This is a genomic window from Microcoleus sp. S36b_A4, assembly GCF_036700645.1.
GTDB lineage: Bacteria > Cyanobacteriota > Cyanobacteriia > Cyanobacteriales > Microcoleaceae > Microcoleus.
Genome location: NZ_JAUBPI010000007.1, coordinates 91500 through 110448, shown reverse-complemented (window position 1 = coordinate 110448; position 18949 = coordinate 91500). Strand labels below are relative to the sequence as shown.

5 protein-coding genes are annotated in these 18949 nt (G+C 46.8%); 2 read left to right on the top strand and 3 right to left on the bottom strand.

Annotated elements, in window-relative coordinates; all coding sequences use genetic code 11:
- The 3 genes from QUA03_RS04065 to ppsA all read right to left on the bottom strand — a co-directional run.
- On the bottom strand, window positions 1–4910 hold a 4910-nt coding region (locus QUA03_RS04065), incomplete at its 3' end, for a DUF4347 domain-containing protein (RefSeq protein ID WP_333209885.1).
- 1513 nt (window positions 4911–6423) lie between these two features.
- Complete coding sequence (locus QUA03_RS04060; RefSeq protein WP_333209883.1) at window positions 6424–6744, bottom strand: DUF6464 family protein; 321 nt, start codon at window positions 6742–6744, stop codon at window positions 6424–6426.
- Between the two features lie 257 nt (window positions 6745–7001).
- Window positions 7002–9479, bottom strand: a complete 2478-nt coding sequence (ppsA, locus tag QUA03_RS04055; protein WP_333209881.1) for a phosphoenolpyruvate synthase — start codon at window positions 9477–9479, stop codon at window positions 7002–7004.
- 889 nt (window positions 9480–10368) lie between these two features.
- On the opposite strand from ppsA, the gene QUA03_RS04050 reads away from it, so the two are divergent.
- Both QUA03_RS04050 and QUA03_RS04045 read left to right on the top strand, forming a co-directional pair.
- Window positions 10369–16857, top strand: coding sequence for a PAS domain S-box protein (locus tag QUA03_RS04050; protein ID WP_333209879.1), 6489 nt, complete (start codon window positions 10369–10371; stop codon window positions 16855–16857).
- A gap of 266 nt (window positions 16858–17123) precedes the next feature.
- On the top strand, window positions 17124–18329 hold the full coding sequence (locus tag QUA03_RS04045; protein ID WP_333270584.1) for a hybrid sensor histidine kinase/response regulator: 1206 nt from the start codon (window positions 17124–17126) through the stop codon (window positions 18327–18329).
- The last annotated feature ends 620 nt before the right edge of the window (window positions 18330–18949 follow it).

Genomic DNA, 18949 nt, shown 5'->3' with positions numbered 1-18949 from the left:
ATGCGTGGTGTGGGTGTTGGTTCTGGGATGCGTGGTGTGGGTGTTGGTTCTGGGATGCGTGGTGTGGGTGTTGGTTCTGGGATGCGTGGTGTGGGTGTTGGTTCTGGGATGCGTGGTGTGGGTGTTGGTTCCGGGACGGGTGGTGTGGGTGTTGGTTCCGCTGCAGGTGTGGGTGTTGGTGGTATCGGCGCGGGTGTGGGTGTTGGTGGTATCGGCGCGGGTGTGGGTGTTGGTTCCGCTGCGGGTGTGGGTGTTGGTGGTATCGGCGCGGGTATCGGCGCGGGTGTGGGTGTTGGTGGTATCGGCGCGGGTATCGGCGCGGGTGCCGGTGTTGGTGGTGTCGGCACCGGTGTCGGCGTCGGTATCGGTCCCTTAAGGGGAATGAGAGAGACAGTGGCGACTGCCGCACTGGTGGCGCCGAGGTTATCTGTAGCGCTGTAGGTGAAGTTAGCCCCTATGAAATTGCCCGATGCCTGGAAGAACAACTGGGTAATTTGCTCGGCTGTAAGGGTTTGACCTGCCGTGACCCGCACTCCTTGGCTGGGTTCGCCTAAGAACAGCGTACCTTCATTGGGTGGCGGCAAGGTGTTTACGGTAAAGGAAACCACCGTCCCGTCTGGGTCGGTTCCTCCGAGTCCGGGGATGTTCACGGTTGTTTCCAGCAACAAAGCGACGCTGGAGTTGTTGGCGACGGGTGGCTGGTCGATGGGAGGTAATAGTGCTAGCAGGGAGGCTGTAGCGGGGGCTGGACTGATGGCGCCGCGGCGGTCTGTGGCGCTGTAGGTAAAGTTGGTGGCGGCGAATTCGCTGGTTGCTTGGAAGAATAACTGGCTGATTTGAGTTGTGCTAAGTCTTTGGCCTGCCGTGACCCGGATTCCCTGACTGGGGTCGCCCAAGAACAGGACGCCTTGATTGGTCGCCGGTAGGGTGTTGATAGTGAAGAATTCGATCGAGTCGTCGGGGTCTTTGGCCGTCAGCCCTGTGAGGTTGACTGTGCTGTCTGGCGCCAGGGTCTTGCTGAAGTTTGTGGGTACCGGCGGGTAGTTGAACGCCAGCGACAGCAGAGAAACTGTGGCGGCAGGACTGCTGCCACCGAGATTGTCCTGGCTGCTGTAGGTAAAATTAGCTCCTGTGAAATTGCCGGCCGACTGGAAGAATAACTGTGTCATTTGCTCGGCTGTCAGGATTTGACCTGCTGTGACAGCGATTCCCCCCGTTGCGGGGTCGCCCAAGAACAGGACGCCCTGATTTGTCGGTGGCAGGGTGCTGATGGTGAATGTAACCACTGTGCCGTCAGAGTCTCCGCCTCCGAGTCCGCTAATTTGGACAACGCTGTTTGGCGCTAGCGCAGCGTTGCTGCTGTTGGCTGATGGAGGTTTGTTGGGTGTGGGCTGGGCGAGTAAAATGGCGGTGGTGACGGTGGCTCTGGACTCGGAACCGTTGTTATTGCTGGGTTCGGGGTCAAAAGTGGTCGATCGACTCTGGGAAGTATTGCTAATAGTGCCCGTCGCTGGAACGACTAATGTTACCTCGCGGTTGATGTTGCTGCCGCTAGTCAAACTGGGAATTGTTGGGAAGGTGACAACCCCTGTCACCGGGTCGTAAGTGCCGTTATCGGATGCGCTGACTCCCGTTAAACCGGGAATGATGCTGTCTGTAATCACTACGTTTTCAGCAGCATTCGGCCCATTGTTGGCAGTAGTTATAGTATAAGTCACGGAACTACCAGCAGGAGCAGATGTGAGACCGCTCTTGGACGTAACCAGGTCGGCCACAGGCTCGATCGAGGTAATGACTTGACCCCCCGCTTCACCCGGCACTGCGACTGTCGAGCCGTTGTTGTTTGTTAAGTCCGGGTCAAAAGTGGACGATCGACTTAATACAATGTTGGTGATGCTCGTCAGGGTAGGCGGGGGTACAAAAATTAGGCGGCGGGTGACACTGCTGCCGCTGGCTAAAGTCGCGATCGCTGGGAACTCGATCACTCCTGTGGCAGCATTGTAGGTTCCGCCATCGAACACGCTGACATTACTTAAGCCGGGAATCAGGCTGTCGGTGATGACTACGTTGGTCGCAGGACTCGGCCCGTTGTTGGTAGTAGTAATTGTATAAAGGAGGGTGTCGCCCACCTTGATGCTGGCCGGAGCCGTTTTTTGGGTGACAACATCGGCCACAGGCTCGATCGATGTGGTGACGGTGGCGTTGGGGTTTGTACCGTTGTTGTTGGCCGGAGTTGAGTCGGAAGTGATGGAGGTACTTCTGGCCGTGTTGCTGATGGAAGTTAGGGTGGGCGGTACTGTGAAGTTGAGCGTTCGGGTGACAGTCTCCGCGTTGGCGATTGCCACGGGCGCGAAGGTGACAATGCCGGTTAGTGGATCGTAAACGCCGCCGTTCGATGCCGTGACTCCGGTTAACCCAGGAACTATGCTGTCCGTGATGGTTACAGCTTCTGCAGGACTCGGTCCTAAGTTGACTGTGGCGATCGTATAGCTGACCGAACTACCAGCATTAGCACTCGTAGAGCCCGTTTTTGTGGTTGCGAGGTCGGCGTTGGGCGCAATACTTGTCGTAACCGTAGAGTTAGTGGGAGTGCCGTCTTTGTTGGTTGTCGAACCGTTGTTGTTAGTGACGATCGGATCGAAAGTCGCCGCGCTACTCCGGGCCGTGTTGCTGATGGCAGTAACGGTGGCTGGGGCACTGAAACTGACAGTGCGGGTCGCAGTAGCCGCATTTGCCAGCGCCGTCAGTGCTGGAAAGGTGACAATGCCCGAAACACGGTCGTAAGTCCCGCCGTCCGATACGCTGACTCCTGTTAAACCCGGAATAATGCTGTCAGTGATGGTCACATCGGCAGCCGGGTCGGGGCCTATGTTAGTGGTAGTCAATGTGTAGGTGACGCTTGACCCGGCCGAGGTAGTCACAGGGCCACTTTTGGTAGTAACTAAATCCGCGACTGTATCAACCACTGTGGTAGAGACTACACCAGGCCCCTCGATTTGCCCTGGCGCAAGTACACCGCTGTTGTTACTGAGGTCGGGGTCGAAAGTCGAGCTAGTGCTGAATGCAACGTTGGCAAAACTGCTACCGCTGGTTAAACCGGGCGGCAAATCAATTGTCAGGGTGTAAGTCACAGTCTCGCCGGCATTGAGAACCGGAATTAACGGCCAGGTGACGGCCTTGGTTTGGTTCACGTAAGTGCCGTTGTTGGAGGCACTGAGAATTGGCGGCAATCCGCCCGGACGCAGCAGTTCTAAAGGTATTTCGTCTTGAATCAGAACATTTGTAGCAGGCGCTGGCCCCTTGTTTACTGTAGTAATCGTGTAGGTAATGCTGCCTTCGGATTTGACGAACTGCGGACCGGTCTTGATAGTGGCAACCTCAGCGGCGATACTCGGAGGATTGATAGTTTCAACTACCAGGTTTTGAAGTTCGTGAATGTTGTTGGCGGCTCCTGTGGAACTGCCAAAACCAAATTTGAAAATTGGCGGTACTGGGCCGTTTTCAGTTGCTAAGTTGCGGATGTCGATCAATGTAGTTTCGTAGATGCCGTCTAAATTTTCATCGAAGGCAACGGTGAGGCGAGAAGGTTCCACCGGATCGTTAGATGGATTCAGCGTAATTTGAACGGATCTTTTGGCTAAATTGCGATCGCTCGTGAACGTATTGCTGAAGTTAAAAGTGGTGCCGGGAGGGCCGATAAAGTTAATACTCGTAGGAATGTTATCGATGCCGAAGGGAACGATCGCATTTGTTAAAAACCGATAACCGTTTGCTTGATTTCCTCTAACAGTTACTGAATCAGGTCTGAAAGAACCAATAGAGGAGCCGGGAATCGGAGGTGGCTGTGGGCCAGAGCGCCCTTCTGTAGACGTTGAAAAATTGCCAAACTCGTCGAGCCCAATGCCTAAATAACCTCCCTCAATACCGGGTATACCCGTTCGTGGAGCGTAAGCCACAGAACCGCCATAACCCCCAGTCCTGGTTGGGCTAACAGTGCCGTCAATCAGGAAGAAACCCAGCCCGTCCCCAGGCTGAGGGGTAATAAATGGTTGCGGAGTATTAGATTGCTGGTTTGAACCGTAAGAATAAAAATCAAACTGAACTCTGATACCGTCGGTTGAAGGAATGGGGTTGTTGTAGATGACGAAGGCTTCTCGAAGGTTTACTGCTGGAGTTAATAGCAGAGCGCCATCGCCGGGACTTGCACCGCCCAAAGCCGGAAGTACGCCGGATACAGTGCCTCCGGTAATGCCGGGGATACGTTGATTGGCTGCTGCAACCCCGTTGCTGGGATCAAACAGTGCCCCGTCGTTTCCCCCGTAAATCCAAGGCCCCCTAACTGTGGAGTTTTTGAAAGTTTCGTTAACTAATGTGCCGAGGGCGTAAGGGTAGGCTGCGAGCACTTCTTTTTCAATGGCGATTCTCGCTTTTATTTCCCCGGTCGCAAATTTTAATTCCCAGTCGCCACCGAGTGCCGCACTCCCCGTCAAGTTGTCGGAAGCTGCAATATCTGCACCGACTATCAAGCTCAGCCGCCGCACGAAGGCCTCGCCGCTTTCCCCTGCTGCGACGCTGCATCCGAATAACAAAATACCTCCTCTCTCGCTGAGGGCTTTTCCCCACTGCTGTAGGAAATGGCTGTAAGTTTCTAAGTTGTCGCTGCAGAGTTCGATCGACCCTAGCTGCACCCCCGCTTCTCGACCGTGAGAAACTATCTGAAGGCTGTCTAAATCGCTGTAATTAGCCAAAACTCTAGTAATTTGCTCGACTCCATCCCCCGTCGAGTCCAATACAAATACCTCTGTATCGGCTGTTCCTCCTCTTGCCAAGCTGTCGCAGTTCTCTACTCTGGCATCGAGGAACAGTACATTTTTTAGAGTCTGGACACCCAGAGACTCGGTAGCTCGCAAAAATTCTCTGTGGGGATGCCCAATTCCCCTGTCGCCACGCAGTTTCTGGGACAGGAAACACTCCTCTGTTTTTACTTGTTTTATGTTTTTTTTCTGATGATAAGTTGCGGTTGTTCGGGATTTTGCGACCGCAATCCTTGCGGTGGAGTCACATATTTTGGGGGTGATAAAAATTGGTTTGTTGGAGATGCTTCGCATGGTCAAATTGGCTCACGAATTGTAGATGATGTACCCATTTCCCGATGATCATTATCACTTCTTGAAAAGGTTTAATTGCAGAGTAAGAGGCGGTGCAGCTTGACTTAAATCAAGAGCAAAAAGCGAATTTTACTCAGCACAAAGCCCGGCTATCTTGATATTTAATAGCATTGCCAAGATCGTCGGCAGAAGCGCTAAGGATTTGGGGTTTAAATCCCCAGAATCTCTGTATCGGGTGATATTTGGCTTTCGACTTTTTTCTTTTCTGTTAGCGAGTGTATCTGTTACACGCTTATCTCTTACATCGCGCAGTAGATAATAACACCAGTTCTCAAAAATTTACTTAATGAGGTTTTCTGTAAATCGTCTAATGCACTTTATTTGCAGATAAAATTCACTATTTCTAGACCTATAAACCTGGTTTGAGGGACGAAAAGACTTCTTTGCAGCCCTCGCTCCCGGTAAAAAACTCGGTTTCTTTGCTTTTGGTGTGCAAGCCCTATTCACAATAGCAACCAGACATTAATTAGGGAGTGATAGTCGTCACATAATTATGCCGACCTTGCCCGAAGTGTCATTCAACTGAGATCTTTTACCATTCTCAATAACCTTTCTATGGGTAGTTCTGCTGCCCAGCCCATAAAAAAATTCACTTGTTGTGGAATAGGCCACAAAGCCTATTCTTGAAAATGGTGCAACATATGAGATTCAATTGAAATTGGCATACCCTGTATCGACGAAGCGTCTTAAAAATTCATGACTTGCAGTCTGGAGATAGCAATCTAGGTTTGAGATTGTTTCGCGACGATCGCAAAAACAGATTAGTGCTGCCCACAAGCAACTTCTCAAACTATCAACAAGCTAGTCTTGGAGCTGGTTTCTGTTTAAGATAAAAGCTCGGAACAATGTTTCGTGCAGAATTTTTCATGATGTTTGGGAGAAACTGATTTAGAGACTGGCCCCTCAGCTACTTACGATTTTTGTTGGCTAATTTTTTTAACTGCAGGAGTTACGCGCAGGAGACTAGAAACCCAATTTATTTCTAGATTTCTCGCCACCCAACCAAAATTTATTATCTAAACTTCGTTTCTGATCGTAAATCCTCAACTAAAAAAACACCGATCGCAATTCCCCTGTTATGGCAACTTTAACCACCAACTGTAACCAAGCAATAATGCTCGAATAGGTTTTAACTGCTGAGTTTGGGCGGGGTTCGTCCAAAACAAGCTTCAACCATAATCCTTACACGTAAGTACATATTAACTCATTGATTATTACATCCGCAAATAGGCGTAGATACAAGCACCAATATAAGCTATATCTTTTCACCACGAGCGTCAAGAGCTCTGGCTTGGTAGTACCGACAATCTTGACAGGGCCCAGAAGGATTGACCGCGCAGCGAATGTAATTAGAGCGGGCGTTATACTCGCAAGTGATATCGCCGATCGCATAACCGAGGCTTTGTATGTAAGTGCGATCGGCAGTTTGTAGTTGAGTTCGCATGGATCTATTCGCTACCGCCTGTCTGGCCGCAGCAATTCTATCGCGGGCTTGGCTTTGGGCAGAGCGCATCACCCACAAAGACAGCACCGACGGAGCTAAACCTATGAAAATAATCAGGAGAGCAGTTAGCACTTTTTCAGAGCTTATGTGGAGAATATTTGTTTTAATTTAGGCGATCGGCAACAAAAAATCCTCCTCGACAAGACGGTTTTAAATAAGAAAAGTTCCCGATCAAGTCTCAAACTATGCCGCCCCTGTGTTAACCGTTAGCTGGCGGCTGAGGAAGGCGAATTAAATAACTTACAATTTTAATTGTTATTGTGGGACGGGCGGGACGCCCATCCCACAAACTTTTTGAGAAACCCGGTTGCTCTTCAAAACCAAAACGGTTAAACCTTAGCAATATCCCCCGCTAAATCCATCAACGAACCCGCACCTTCCACCTTAGCAACATCCAACAAAGTCTTCAAAACCGAATCGGGATTCAAACTAATCGAATCAATTCCCAACTCAACCAAGAAACGAGCAAACTCAGGATAATCGCTGGGCGCTTGACCGCAAATCCCAATCTTGCGATCGTACTTCTTGGCCGCTTTAATGGCAATTGCTACCATGCGCTTGACAGCTTCATTCCGTTCGTCAAAAATGTGTGCGACCAAAGCAGAATCCCGGTCTAATCCTAATGTTAACTGAGTTAAATCGTTAGAGCCGATCGAGAATCCGTCAAAAACTTGGGCAAATTCGTCAGCAAATATAACATTGCTCGGCAATTCGCACATCACATACACTTGCAAGCCGTTCTCGCCCTTAACTAAACCGTGTTTTGCCATCTCGGCTAACACTTTTCGCCCTTCATCCGGGGTGCGACAAAATGGAATCATCGGAATCACATTTGTCAAGCCCATTTCGTCGCGAACTCGCTTTAATGCTTTGCATTCTAAAGCGTAAGCTTCGCGGTAATTTGGGTCGTAATAGCGAGAGGCGCCACGCCACCCGATCATCGGGTTTTCTTCCTTGGGTTCAAACTGCCGCCCTCCCAAAAGATTAGCATATTCGTTGCTCTTGAAATCGCTCATCCGCACAATAACTGGATTTGGATAAAATGCGGCGGCAATTGTGGCAATTCCGTGGGCGAGTTTGTCGGTGAAGAAATCGGGTTTGTGTTGGTAAAGTGCTGTCAGTTCTGCAATTTCTTCTTTGACTGATTCATCCACCAATTCGTCAAAGTGAATCAGTGCCAGCGGGTGTGCTTTAATGTGATTGGCAATTATGAATTCCAACCGCGCTAAGCCTACGCCGTCGCAAGGAATTGCGGATAAACCAAAGGCTTCTTCTGGGTTCCCGACATTCATTAAAATTTGAGTGCGGGTGCGGGGTAAATTCTCGATCGCAGTTTCTTGAATTTCAAAAGGAAGCAAACCGGCATAAACTTTGCCTTCGTCTCCTTCGGAACAAGAAACAGTGATTTCTTGCCCGTTTTTCAAGATTTGGGTGGCGTCGCCAGTGCCGACAATGGCGGGAATTCCCATTTCTCTGGCGATGATGGCGGCGTGACAAGTGCGACCACCGGAATTGGTGACGATCGCACTTGCTTTTTTCATAATCGGTTCCCAATCGGGGTCTGTTTTGTTGGTAACTAAAACTTCTCCTGATTGAAATTCAGCGATTCGGTGAACATCTAAAATTACGCGGGCTTTGCCTTGTCCGATTGATTCGCCAACGGCGCGTCCTTTTGCTAAAACTCCACTGCTACCTTGCAATTTGTAGTTTCGCAAAACTTTAGCAGATTTTTGAGATTGTACTGTTTCGGGTCGTGCTTGGACGATAAACAATTCGCCCGTATTGCCGTCTTTTGCCCACTCAATATCCATCGGGGTATAAGTCCCGCGCACTTTAGAGTAGTGTTCTTCGATGATGACGGCCCATTTTGCGAGTTGCATAATTTCATCATCTTGGATGGCAAATTTATTTTTTTCGGCTGCGATGACGGAGACGTTTTTGGTGTATTTAGAACCGCCGATATCGTACACCATTTTGAGGGTTTTGCTGCCGAGACGTTTGTCTAAAATCGGACGAAAACCTTGTTTTAAGGTTGGTTTAAAGACGAAGTATTCGTCGGGGTTGACGGTGCCTTGGACGACGTTTTCGCCTAATCCGTAGGCGGCGGTTACTAATACGGCGTTTTTGAATCCGGTTTCGGTGTCGATGCTGAACATGACGCCGGAGGATGCTAAGTCCGATCGCACCATTTTTTGGACGCCGACTGATAGGGCGACTTCAAAGTGGTCGAATCCCCGCTGTTGGCGGTAGGAAATCGCGCGATCTGTGAATATGGAAGCAAAGCATTTGTGACAGCATTCGAGGACGCCAGCGCAAGCTTGGACGTTGAGGTAGGTTTCTTGCTGTCCCGCGAAACTGGCGTCGGGTAAGTCTTCGGCTGTGGCAGAGGAACGCACTGCTACGTCTGTACTGTCGCCGTAGCGATCGCACAATTTTTCGTAAGCATCCGCGATCGCCGCTTGGAGTTCTCGCGGAAATGGTGTGTCGAGAATCAGTGCCCGCGCTTGCTTGCCTTTTTGTCGCAGGTTCTGCAGATCTTCTACGTCTAAATCGGCAAAAATTTCGCGCAATTTAGCTTCTAAACCCGCTGACTGGATGAAGTACCGGTAAGCATATGCTGTAGTTGCAAATCCGTTGGGAACTCTAACTCCTTGGGGGCTTAACTGTTGAATCATTTCGCCCAAAGAAGCATTTTTTCCCCCTACTAATGGGATGTCGGCGATGCCGACTTCATCAAACAACAATACTAAGGCTTTTTCTTTGGGAATTAAACCGGTTTTTTTTTCAATTGCTAAATTGTCGAGCATTGCTTTTTTCCTCTCAACTTCAGCTCATTTCGGTCAAAGGACAGTAAACAAAAGACAGTTTATTGGGAATTGTAATTTTGTTACAAAAATTCTCAATTTTTCTCCTAGGCTGTATCAACCGAATTTTCGATTGCCTCTATTTAAAGACTATCACTTTTTGGCTAAATAGCAAGGCCTATGGAGATATTTTATTTGATTGCAAAAAGTAAAGAAATTGCAGTAATGAGTTTATGTAAGGTATTATAAAAGAAGGGGTAAAAATATGAATAGCGAAGATATTTCCCACGGCTTTTTTGGCGTTGAGCGCTCATGGGTGTGGGGAGATAGCTTGGATTGTGTTGGTAGCGGAATCCAATGGCAATAAAGGGTGGGGTTCGATCGCGCGATCGGCTGAACCCGCCCAAAAACCGATACTTATTTTCCGAGAAGAGTCGTGAGTCGCCGAAAATTGGAGATTCTAGTTCCACATCCCCGATTCATCTGTGGACTAAATCTAAAATCTAACATCGTGTCACAGGGGCGATCGCCGAAAAAAATACTAAGCAGCTTAGTTTCCTCCTGAAACCCAGCGTCTAAAAACCTTAAAAAATTTCCCCCTGATTGCGTTAGCCTACTTAGAGGAAAAACACAATCGCATAGATATCAGATATTGTACCATTTTTAATAAGCCTTTTAAGGGCTGGTTAGAAGAAACCCTCCCCAGAAAATTTACTATTTGTGAAATCGGCAGGAAAACCCCTTCTTTAGAACCGTCCAACATCTGAGATAAAGTGCATTGTAATTGTTGAACCAAAGAGTTTTTAACTGGTAACGGCAGGATTTGTGGCTAGACAATTCTTTATATGCTATAATAGTTGGCTACACTGCCTTCTGACAAAAAATAAGGTATATGATATCAGTTTTGAGCCCACCCGCAAAGCGAAACGGCTTTAAAGTTCTTCTGGTCGAAGACAATCAAGCAGAAGCCGATCTGATCGAAGAATTATTATTAGAAACAAATGTCAGTAGAGCCGAACCCCAAAGGCTATCAGTAAGTTGTACAGACCGTCTCAGCAAAGCGCAGCAACTTTTGGTCAGCGAACATTTTGATGTGATTTTACTAGATCTTTCGCTGCCCGATAGCCAAGACTTAAATACAATTGTCAAAATACAAGAATATAGCCTAAATACTCCGATTGTCGTACTGACTGCCCGCAACGATGAAGAGCTTGCCGTGCAGTCAATCCAAGCCGGAGCTCAAGATTATCTAGTGAAGCGAAAAATCGACAGCGAAGTGTTAATTAGATCGCTTCGTTACGCAGTCGAGCGACAGCACAACCAAGAAGCTTTGCGAAAAAGTGAAGAAAAATATCGCTCGGTAGTCGAGAATTCTCTCGTCGGAATTGCCATTCTTGCTCCTCCTATTTCCCCCTCAGCACCAGAAAAATGCGAGTGGTTAGAAGTGAACGATGCTTTGTGCGATTTGCTGGGATACGATCGCCAGGATTTTTGGCATGAGAATTGGGAGATGTGGGTTTTTCCTGAAGACTTGCAGGCAAGTTTAGAACAGTTAAAAAAAATTTTTGCAGGGGAGAGTGAAGGCTATGTTCTAGACAAAAGGTGGCGCAGAAAAGACGGACAAACAGTTTATACTAGAGTTTCCCTGCGCTGTATTCGCGCCCTAGACGGCTCGATCGACCACCTGATTAAAGTAGTCTTGGACGTGAGCGATCGCTACCGTTACGAAGCTCAATTAAAAGCATCAGAAGAGTTTTTAAATCACACAATTAATTCTACTCCTGACCCGATTTTTGTCAAAGATGAGCAGCACAGATGGATCGTATTAAACGATGCTTTTTGCAATTTGATAGGAAAAAGGCGATCGGAACTGATTGGCAAGTCAGGATACGATTTTTTACCCCCAGCACAAGCGGCTTTTTTTGGGCAACGAGACGAGCAAGTATTGCAAAGAAGTTTTGCTGAGGAAACAGAAGAATTGTTTACCGATGGCGGCGGTCAAGAACGCATTATATCTACTAAAAAAACAGTATTTAAAAAAGCCGATGGGACTAAAATGTTGGTCGGAACAATGCGAGATGTGACTGACTACAAACGCCAGCAAATAGCGTTGCAGGAAAGCGAAGCTCGATTTCAAATAATGACGGACAACGTGCCGGGAATGATTTATCAATATCGGCTTTATGGAAATGGAAAAACATCTTTTACTTACGTTTCTTCTGGCAGTTGGCAGCTCTACAATTTAAAGCCAGAACAAATAGAAGAAAATGCCACGTTGGCTTTTGCAACTGTTCACCCGGACGACATCTCAGACTTGCAGCGATCGATCGCAAATTCAGCGACGACTCAGCAAGCTTGGCAACACCAGTGGCGGCAAGTTATGGGAGATCGAGTGAAATGGCTGCAAGGCGCGTCAAAGCCAGAAAAGCAAGCCAACGGCGATATAGTTTGGGACGGTTTGGTGATGGATGTTACGGAATTGAAACAAACCCAGCAAGACCGCGATCGATTTTTTAATCTCTCGCTGGATTTACTTTGCATTGCAGGTTTTGACGGCTATTTCAAACGATTAAACCCCGCTTGGTCAAATTTATTAGGTTATAGCAGTGATGAAATCTTAGCCAAACCTTTGATAGAATTCGTGCATCCAGAAGACCTAGAAATTACTCTAGCGGAATTAGAAAAGCTTAAAAAAAGCCACCCCGTTATTAGCTTAGAAAACCGCTATCTTTGCCAAGATGGTACTTATAAATGGCTATCGTGGACAGCATCGCCGTTTGCAGAAGAAGGTTTGATTTATGCAGTGGCTCGCGACGTTACATTTAGCAAGCAAGCTGAAGCTGAATTGCGTAAGAGCGAAGCCACCAACCGCGCTCTTTTAAATGCGATACCAGACATGATATTTCGCTGTCTGGCAGACGGCACTTTTGTAGACTTCAAACCGGCCAAATATTTCGAGAATATCCTACCACAACAAGCATTAATTGGCAAAAAAGCACAAGACATATTACCGCATGCTTTTGCTGAAAAAATCTTGTCCGGCAATCAACAAGCGATCGACACTGGCGAGATTCAAGTTGTAGAATATCAAATGCCAGTTAATGATGAATTGTACGATTTTGAAGCGAGAATTGTTTTCTGCACGGATGACGAAATTATCGCGATCGTCCGCGACATCACCAATCGCAAACGTTTCGAGTCAAAACTCCACCGGCAAGCAGCAGCAATGGCTGCCGCTTCCGAAGGTATCGCCATATTCAGTGCCGACCAAGAGGTGATTTATTGCAACGCAGCCCGACTCAAAATCTACGGTTACGACTCTCTCGAAGAAATCTTAGGTAACAGTTGGAAAATATTCTACCAAGGTGCAGAGCTGCAAAGGTTCGAGCAAGAAGTCCTGCCGAATTTAGTGCAGAAAGGTTCTTACAGCACCGAAGCAGTAGGATGCCGTCGCGACCGCTCGGAAGTCCCTATAGATGTCTCGCTGACAATGCTGCCCGACGGGGAAATCATTTGCATTGTTCGCGATATTTCCCAAAGAAAAAAAACAGAAGCAGCACTGCGGGAAAGCCAGCGGTTAACTCAACAAATTGCTGGGGCAAGTCCTAATATGTTGTATGTTTATGACTTAATAGAACAAAAAAACATCTATGCGAACGCTTCTATATACCACATTCTCGGCTATACAGTAGAGGAGATTCAGGCAATCGGGCCGTGGATGATGTCAACTTTAATCCACCCCGAAGATTCAATCAAAATGCCTGATTATTTACTGCAAGTAGAAACAGGCAGCGAAGGAGATATCTTTGAAATTGAATACCGAATTAGGCACAAAGATGGTTCTTGGCGCTGGATGGTCAGCCGAGATACTGTATTTGCGAAAACAGGAGACGGTAAGTTAAAACAAATTCTCGGTACGGGAACTGATATTACAGAAAGCAAGCAAGCAGAAGATGAAATAAAGCTGTTGCTGGCAGCAACTCAAGCTATTAGTCAGTCGGCAGATTTTCACAGCGCTCTCCCAGATATTTTGCGGTTGCTGTGCAATGCGATCGGCTGGAATTTTGCGGAAGCTTGGATACCGAATGCTAATGGTACTTTTTTGGAACACAGCGAAACTTGGTACGCTAGCGATCGCGATTTAGATAGGTTCGGCCGCGAAAGTAAAAAAATTAGATTCGCCGCCGGAGTGGCAGTACCTGGACGGATTTGGTCAACCAGAAATGTAGAATGGATTGAAGATATTTCTCTAGCCAAAAATCATCTTTTTGCCCGATCGCAAATGGCGAAATCAGTCGGATTGAAAGGTTGTTTCGGAGTGCCAATTCACGCTAGCTCAAAGGTGCTGGCAGTTTTAGTATTCTGCAAGCGCGATCGCTCGATTATGGAACCGCGTATAGTAGAGTTGGTCAAGGCTGTAGCGACTCAGTTGGGCGATCATATTCAGCGCAAACAAGCTGAAGAAGAATTGCGTAAAAGTGAAGAACGCTGGCAGTTAGTTCTCAAAGGCAATCAAGACGGAATTTGGGACCTGAATCTTCAAACAAATGAAGCTTTTCGATCGGCCCGCTGGCAAGAAATTATCGGTTACGCAGAGGGCGAAATCGACAGCAACAACAGCGCATGGATCGAGCGCATCCATCCAGACGATCACTCACGAGTGCAAGCAGCGATCCAAAGTTATCTCGATCGCCAAACCCCCAATTACGCCGCCGAATACCGCTTGCAGTGTAAAGACGGTAGCTATAAGTGGGTTCTCGCCCGCGCTCAAGCAGTGTGGGACGAAGCCGGAAACCCTCTGCGGATGGTGGGTTCAATGACGGATATTAGCGATCGCAAAGCAGCAGAATTAGCTTTACTGCAGGTCACTCAAGCCGTCGAAAGTACCAGCGACGCGATCGTGATCGCCGACTTGAAAGGGCGGTCTATTTACCACAATCAAGCCTTCATTCAGCGCTACGGCTACACGGTGGAAGAACTCAATGATATTGGCGATATGACCGCGTTTTATGTCCGGTATAAAAATTACAAACAAATCTATAAAAGCCTTCGCCAAGGTCGCTCTTGGTGTGGCGAAGTTGCGCTGCAAACTAAAAGCTACGAAGCAGTAACTGCTCTGGTGCGAGCCGACAGTATTCAAGATATTAATGGAAATTACATCGGCTTAATTGGAGTAATTACCGACATCACAAAACGCAAAGAAGCTGAACTGATTTTGCGGCAGAAGTTAAAGCGCGAACAGTTGGCAGTAGCCATGCTGGAACGCATTAGATCTTCTCTCAATCTTGAAGAAATTCTTACCAAAAGCGTCGAAGAAGTGCGGCATTTTTTGCAAGTAGACCGCACTATTATTTACCAATTCAATCCAGATTGGAGTGGATTTATCGCTGTCGAGTCGGTTGCCGAAAATGTCCGACCAATTGTAGGAATGGAAATTTATGACCCCTGTTTCGGGGCAGCCTACGTTCCTCTTTACCAAGACGGCAGAATTAAAGCCATAGAAGATGTTCACAATGCTGGCCTGGCCGACTGCCACTTGGCTTTGTTGACTCGTCTCGATGTTAGAGCGAATCTGGTAGTGCCGATTTTGCAAGGCGAAAACTTGTGGGGGCTGTTAATTGCCCACCACTGCACGGGCCCGCGTCCCTGGCAGCAATTGGAGGGAGAGTGCCTAAAACAATTGGGGGTGCAGTTGGCGATCGCCATTCAGCAATCAATGCTATTTGAACAAGCACAAAGCGAAATTGCCGATCGCAAACTTGCAGAAGCCGCCCTGCAATTAGCTAAAGAAGCCGCCGAATCCGCCAACCGCGCTAAAAGCGACTTTCTCGCCAACATGAGCCACGAATTGCGGACGCCTTTGAACGGCATTTTGGGATACATCCAACTGCTCAAAGTCGATAAAAACTTTACCGCAGATCAGCAGGAAAGCCTTAACAACATTCACCAGTGCGGCAACCACCTGCTGATGCTGATTAATGACGTTTTAGACCTCTCAAAAATCGAAGCTAGTAAAATGGATCTGTCGCTGACAAACGTGCATTTTTCTAGTTTTGTGAAAAGTATTATTGATTTGTTCCAGATGCGCTCTGCTCAAAAAGGAATTGCCTTTAATTACGAGCAGATGTCAGCGCTGCCAGACGGCATTTTGGCAGACGAAAAAAGGTTGCGTCAAGTTTTGATTAATTTGCTCAGCAATGCCGTTAAGTTTACGAACAGCGGCAGCGTTACATTCAAAGTCGGTTATGCAGAAACTTTCCCCGATAATTATCCTCAAACCAACTGCAAAAATTCTAGTTTGACAGCGGAAATTGCCCCTCCAACAATTAATTTGACCGCGAATATAGACGCGGAGCAAATGTCTAACCCGCCGCTAGGAACAACAGAAGCGCGCGAGGTGAAAACAGACAATACTGGCCGTGCCCCTACCCCTAAAATTCGCTTTCAAATCGAAGATACCGGCATTGGCATCGGGCAGAATAAATTAGAAGAAATATTTTTGCCTTTTCATCAAGTTGGCGATCATAAAAATTTCGTTGAAGGTACGGGACTGGGACTTTCCATCAGCCAAAAATTAGTCAAAATGATGGGCAGCCAAATTTGCGTCCAAAGTACCTCTGGCAAAGGCAGCATATTCTGGTTGGATCTAGACTTACCCGCAGTCGCCCAGTCTTCGGAACTCCCCTCCCGGCAAGAAAAAAGGCGGCTTGTAGGTTTTATCGGCCTCCAGCGGAAAGTGCTAATCGTGGATGATCACGAAGTAAATCGCGCCATGTTGCATAGGCTGCTTTTTCATTTAGGCTTTGAAATTGCAGAAGCTACAGACGGCGAAGACTGCTTGCACAAAGCACAGGAATTTCTACCGGATATAATTTTAATGGATTTGCTGATGCCCGTAATGAACGGTTGGGAAGCTACCAGGCGGCTACGACAGTTGCCGGAATTAAAAGATACGGTTATCCTTGCTTTGTCCGCTAACGTTTACGAGACTACCAAGCAAGAGAGCATACTTGCAGGTTGCGATAATTTTCTCACCAAGCCGATTCAAACTAATGAGCTTTTAGAATTATTGCGCCTGCATTTGAGACTAGAATGGGTTTACGAAGAAAGAGCACAAACCAAAAAGCGGACAGATCAAACTGCAAAAGCATCTTCTGAGATTGCTGCTGCTGACTCAACGATGGTGTCTCCTGCCTCAGAGTCAGTCTTGGCGTTGTTAAGATTGGCTGCAATGGGCGATATTGAAGCTATTCTGGAAGAAACTGCTAAACTCGAACATTCTGACCCGACATTAGTGCCTTTCGTTCATCACCTGCGCCAACTTGCTAAAGGATTTCAGCTCAAGCAAATTCGAGATTTTTTGAAGCAACATTTGTCCTAAAATTGACGGTAGCTAACAGACAACTCAAAATCAGTTAAATCTCGCGCCCAGAGTACCATTCTCAATTAGGTGTTGTGGCCTCCCGCGAAGCGACAACTTAATTTGCTTGGGCGGCCCGGACTCGCAGCCGGCTCCTCAAAGGGTTATTGCAAATAGAAGCATCTAGGAAGCAACCGGGTTTCTAGAGCCGCCAAAAATTCATTGAATCCGATTTAACGTCACAACCCACAACTCAAAAATCAAAAATTTGAATGTTTCCCTTGAATATGAACGATAAGAATTCCGACAGAAGCATCATACTAATTGTCGATGACAACCAAACAAATCTTGACGTGCTTTTCGAGTTGTTAAGGAATTACGGGTTTAAAGTATTAGTGGCTCTAGACGGCGAAAGTGCGATCGAGCAAATTGACTACATCCATCCCGACTTGATTCTTTTGGATATCATGATGCCAGGAATTGACGGTTTTGAAACTTGCCGACGGTTGAAAGCAGACCCGTCAACGCAAGATATTCCCATCATATTTATGAGCGCCCTTTCCGATACGCCTGATAAAGTAAAAGGCTTTCAGACAGGAGCAGTTGACTACATCACTAAGCCTTTCCAGCACGAAGAAGTTTTGAGCCGGATTCAAACCCACTTGACAATCCGCAGCTTGCAAAAAAAACTCGAAGAAAAAAACCTCGAACTTGCCCACCTCAACCAAAACCTTGAAAGACTTGTTGAACAAAAAACCAAGCAATTAATAAACCAGGAAAAAACAGCCATCATCGGACGTTTGACTCAGGGCATGGTTCACAACCTCAAAAGTCCCCTGCAAGTGATCCAGACTAGCGTCGATTTGATTGAAACAAAAGCCACACAAATTCAAGAAGACTCTCTGTTTAACTATACTAAGTATATTTTTCAAGCCGTCACAAAAATCAATCAGATCATGGATACCCTGATGATGAAAAGCCGAAACGAGCAAAAGCAAGATTTGCACCCGGTGAATATCAACGATTTAGTGCAGCGAGAAATTCAGCTATTGGAAGGCAACCTGTATTTTAAAAATAAAATTAGAAAAAAATACTTTTATGACGAAGAAATTGCCAGTATTCCATTAATTTATTCCTATCTTTCTCAAGTATTTTATAATTTAATCAATAATGCAATGGATGCTATGTGGGAAAAGAAAAGCAGAGAAATAACTATCGTGACTCGGCAAGACGACTCGAACATATACATGGATATTGCAGATACGGGATGCGGCATATCATCTGAAGATTTGCCAAAAGTTTTTGACCCTTTTTACACATCCAAGCCGCCTAAAGGCGAGGAAAAAACCGCAGGCGAACCGACAGGAACAGGTCTAGGACTTTATACTTGTATTGAACTTTTAAAGCCTTTTAACGGTGAGATTGCTATTAGCAGCAATGTCGGTCAAGGCAGCGTATTTACAGTTGTGCTGCCCAAACCGCAGACAAATTGAGCGACTCAACTGAGTTAAATTATGTCCGGTTAGACAACCATAATTAAGTTTGTAATTAAATTTGTAGCAAGGAATGCAAGTCTTGGTTACTCGATCAAGAGAGGACTTGCATTGCTCAATACAAGCGCTAATGGCGGGCAATTAACCGGACACAATCTCAGAGCGTATTTTGTAAATCAACGGTAATTCTCGTAGCTTAGTAGTAATACCATTTCACAAATAAATAATTTAACTTTAGGCGAGCTTTAAGCGGCAATTTAAAATCTAAAATTTCAAAGGCTATCAGCAATGCCAATCCTGATTACTCCGCGCTCTTTTGACTTGCCTCTTGCTATTCCCCTGCCAAAGGTTGTAAATTAAAATAGAGTAAAGTTGCAATATTTGTAAGACTATGATAATTTTGGCCCACTAGGTTTGGGGCCAGGCGGAAAACTTGCAGCGAACAACTCAATTCTACAAATAAATCTGGGTGGTCGGCAAGCACACAGCGCACTCTAAAGCGTGTGCTTCAAGTTCCCCAATCATGAGCTAGGTAGCTGCATCCGTTGCTGAGATTTTATAATTACTAAAAAATAGCAAAAGGATAGCAGTAAAAAAATGCTACTGTACGCAATAACCCA

Excerpts from the sequence above, each read along its gene's own strand:
- QUA03_RS04045 (WP_333270584.1), top strand. The coding sequence starts at position 17,124 with ATGAACGATAAGAATTCCGACAGAAGCATCATACTAATTGTCGATGAC.
- ppsA (WP_333209881.1), bottom strand. The coding sequence starts at position 9,479 with ATGCTCGACAATTTAGCAATTGAAAAAAAAACCGGTTTAATTCCCAAA.
- QUA03_RS04050 (WP_333209879.1), top strand. The coding sequence starts at position 10,369 with ATGATATCAGTTTTGAGCCCACCCGCAAAGCGAAACGGCTTTAAAGTT.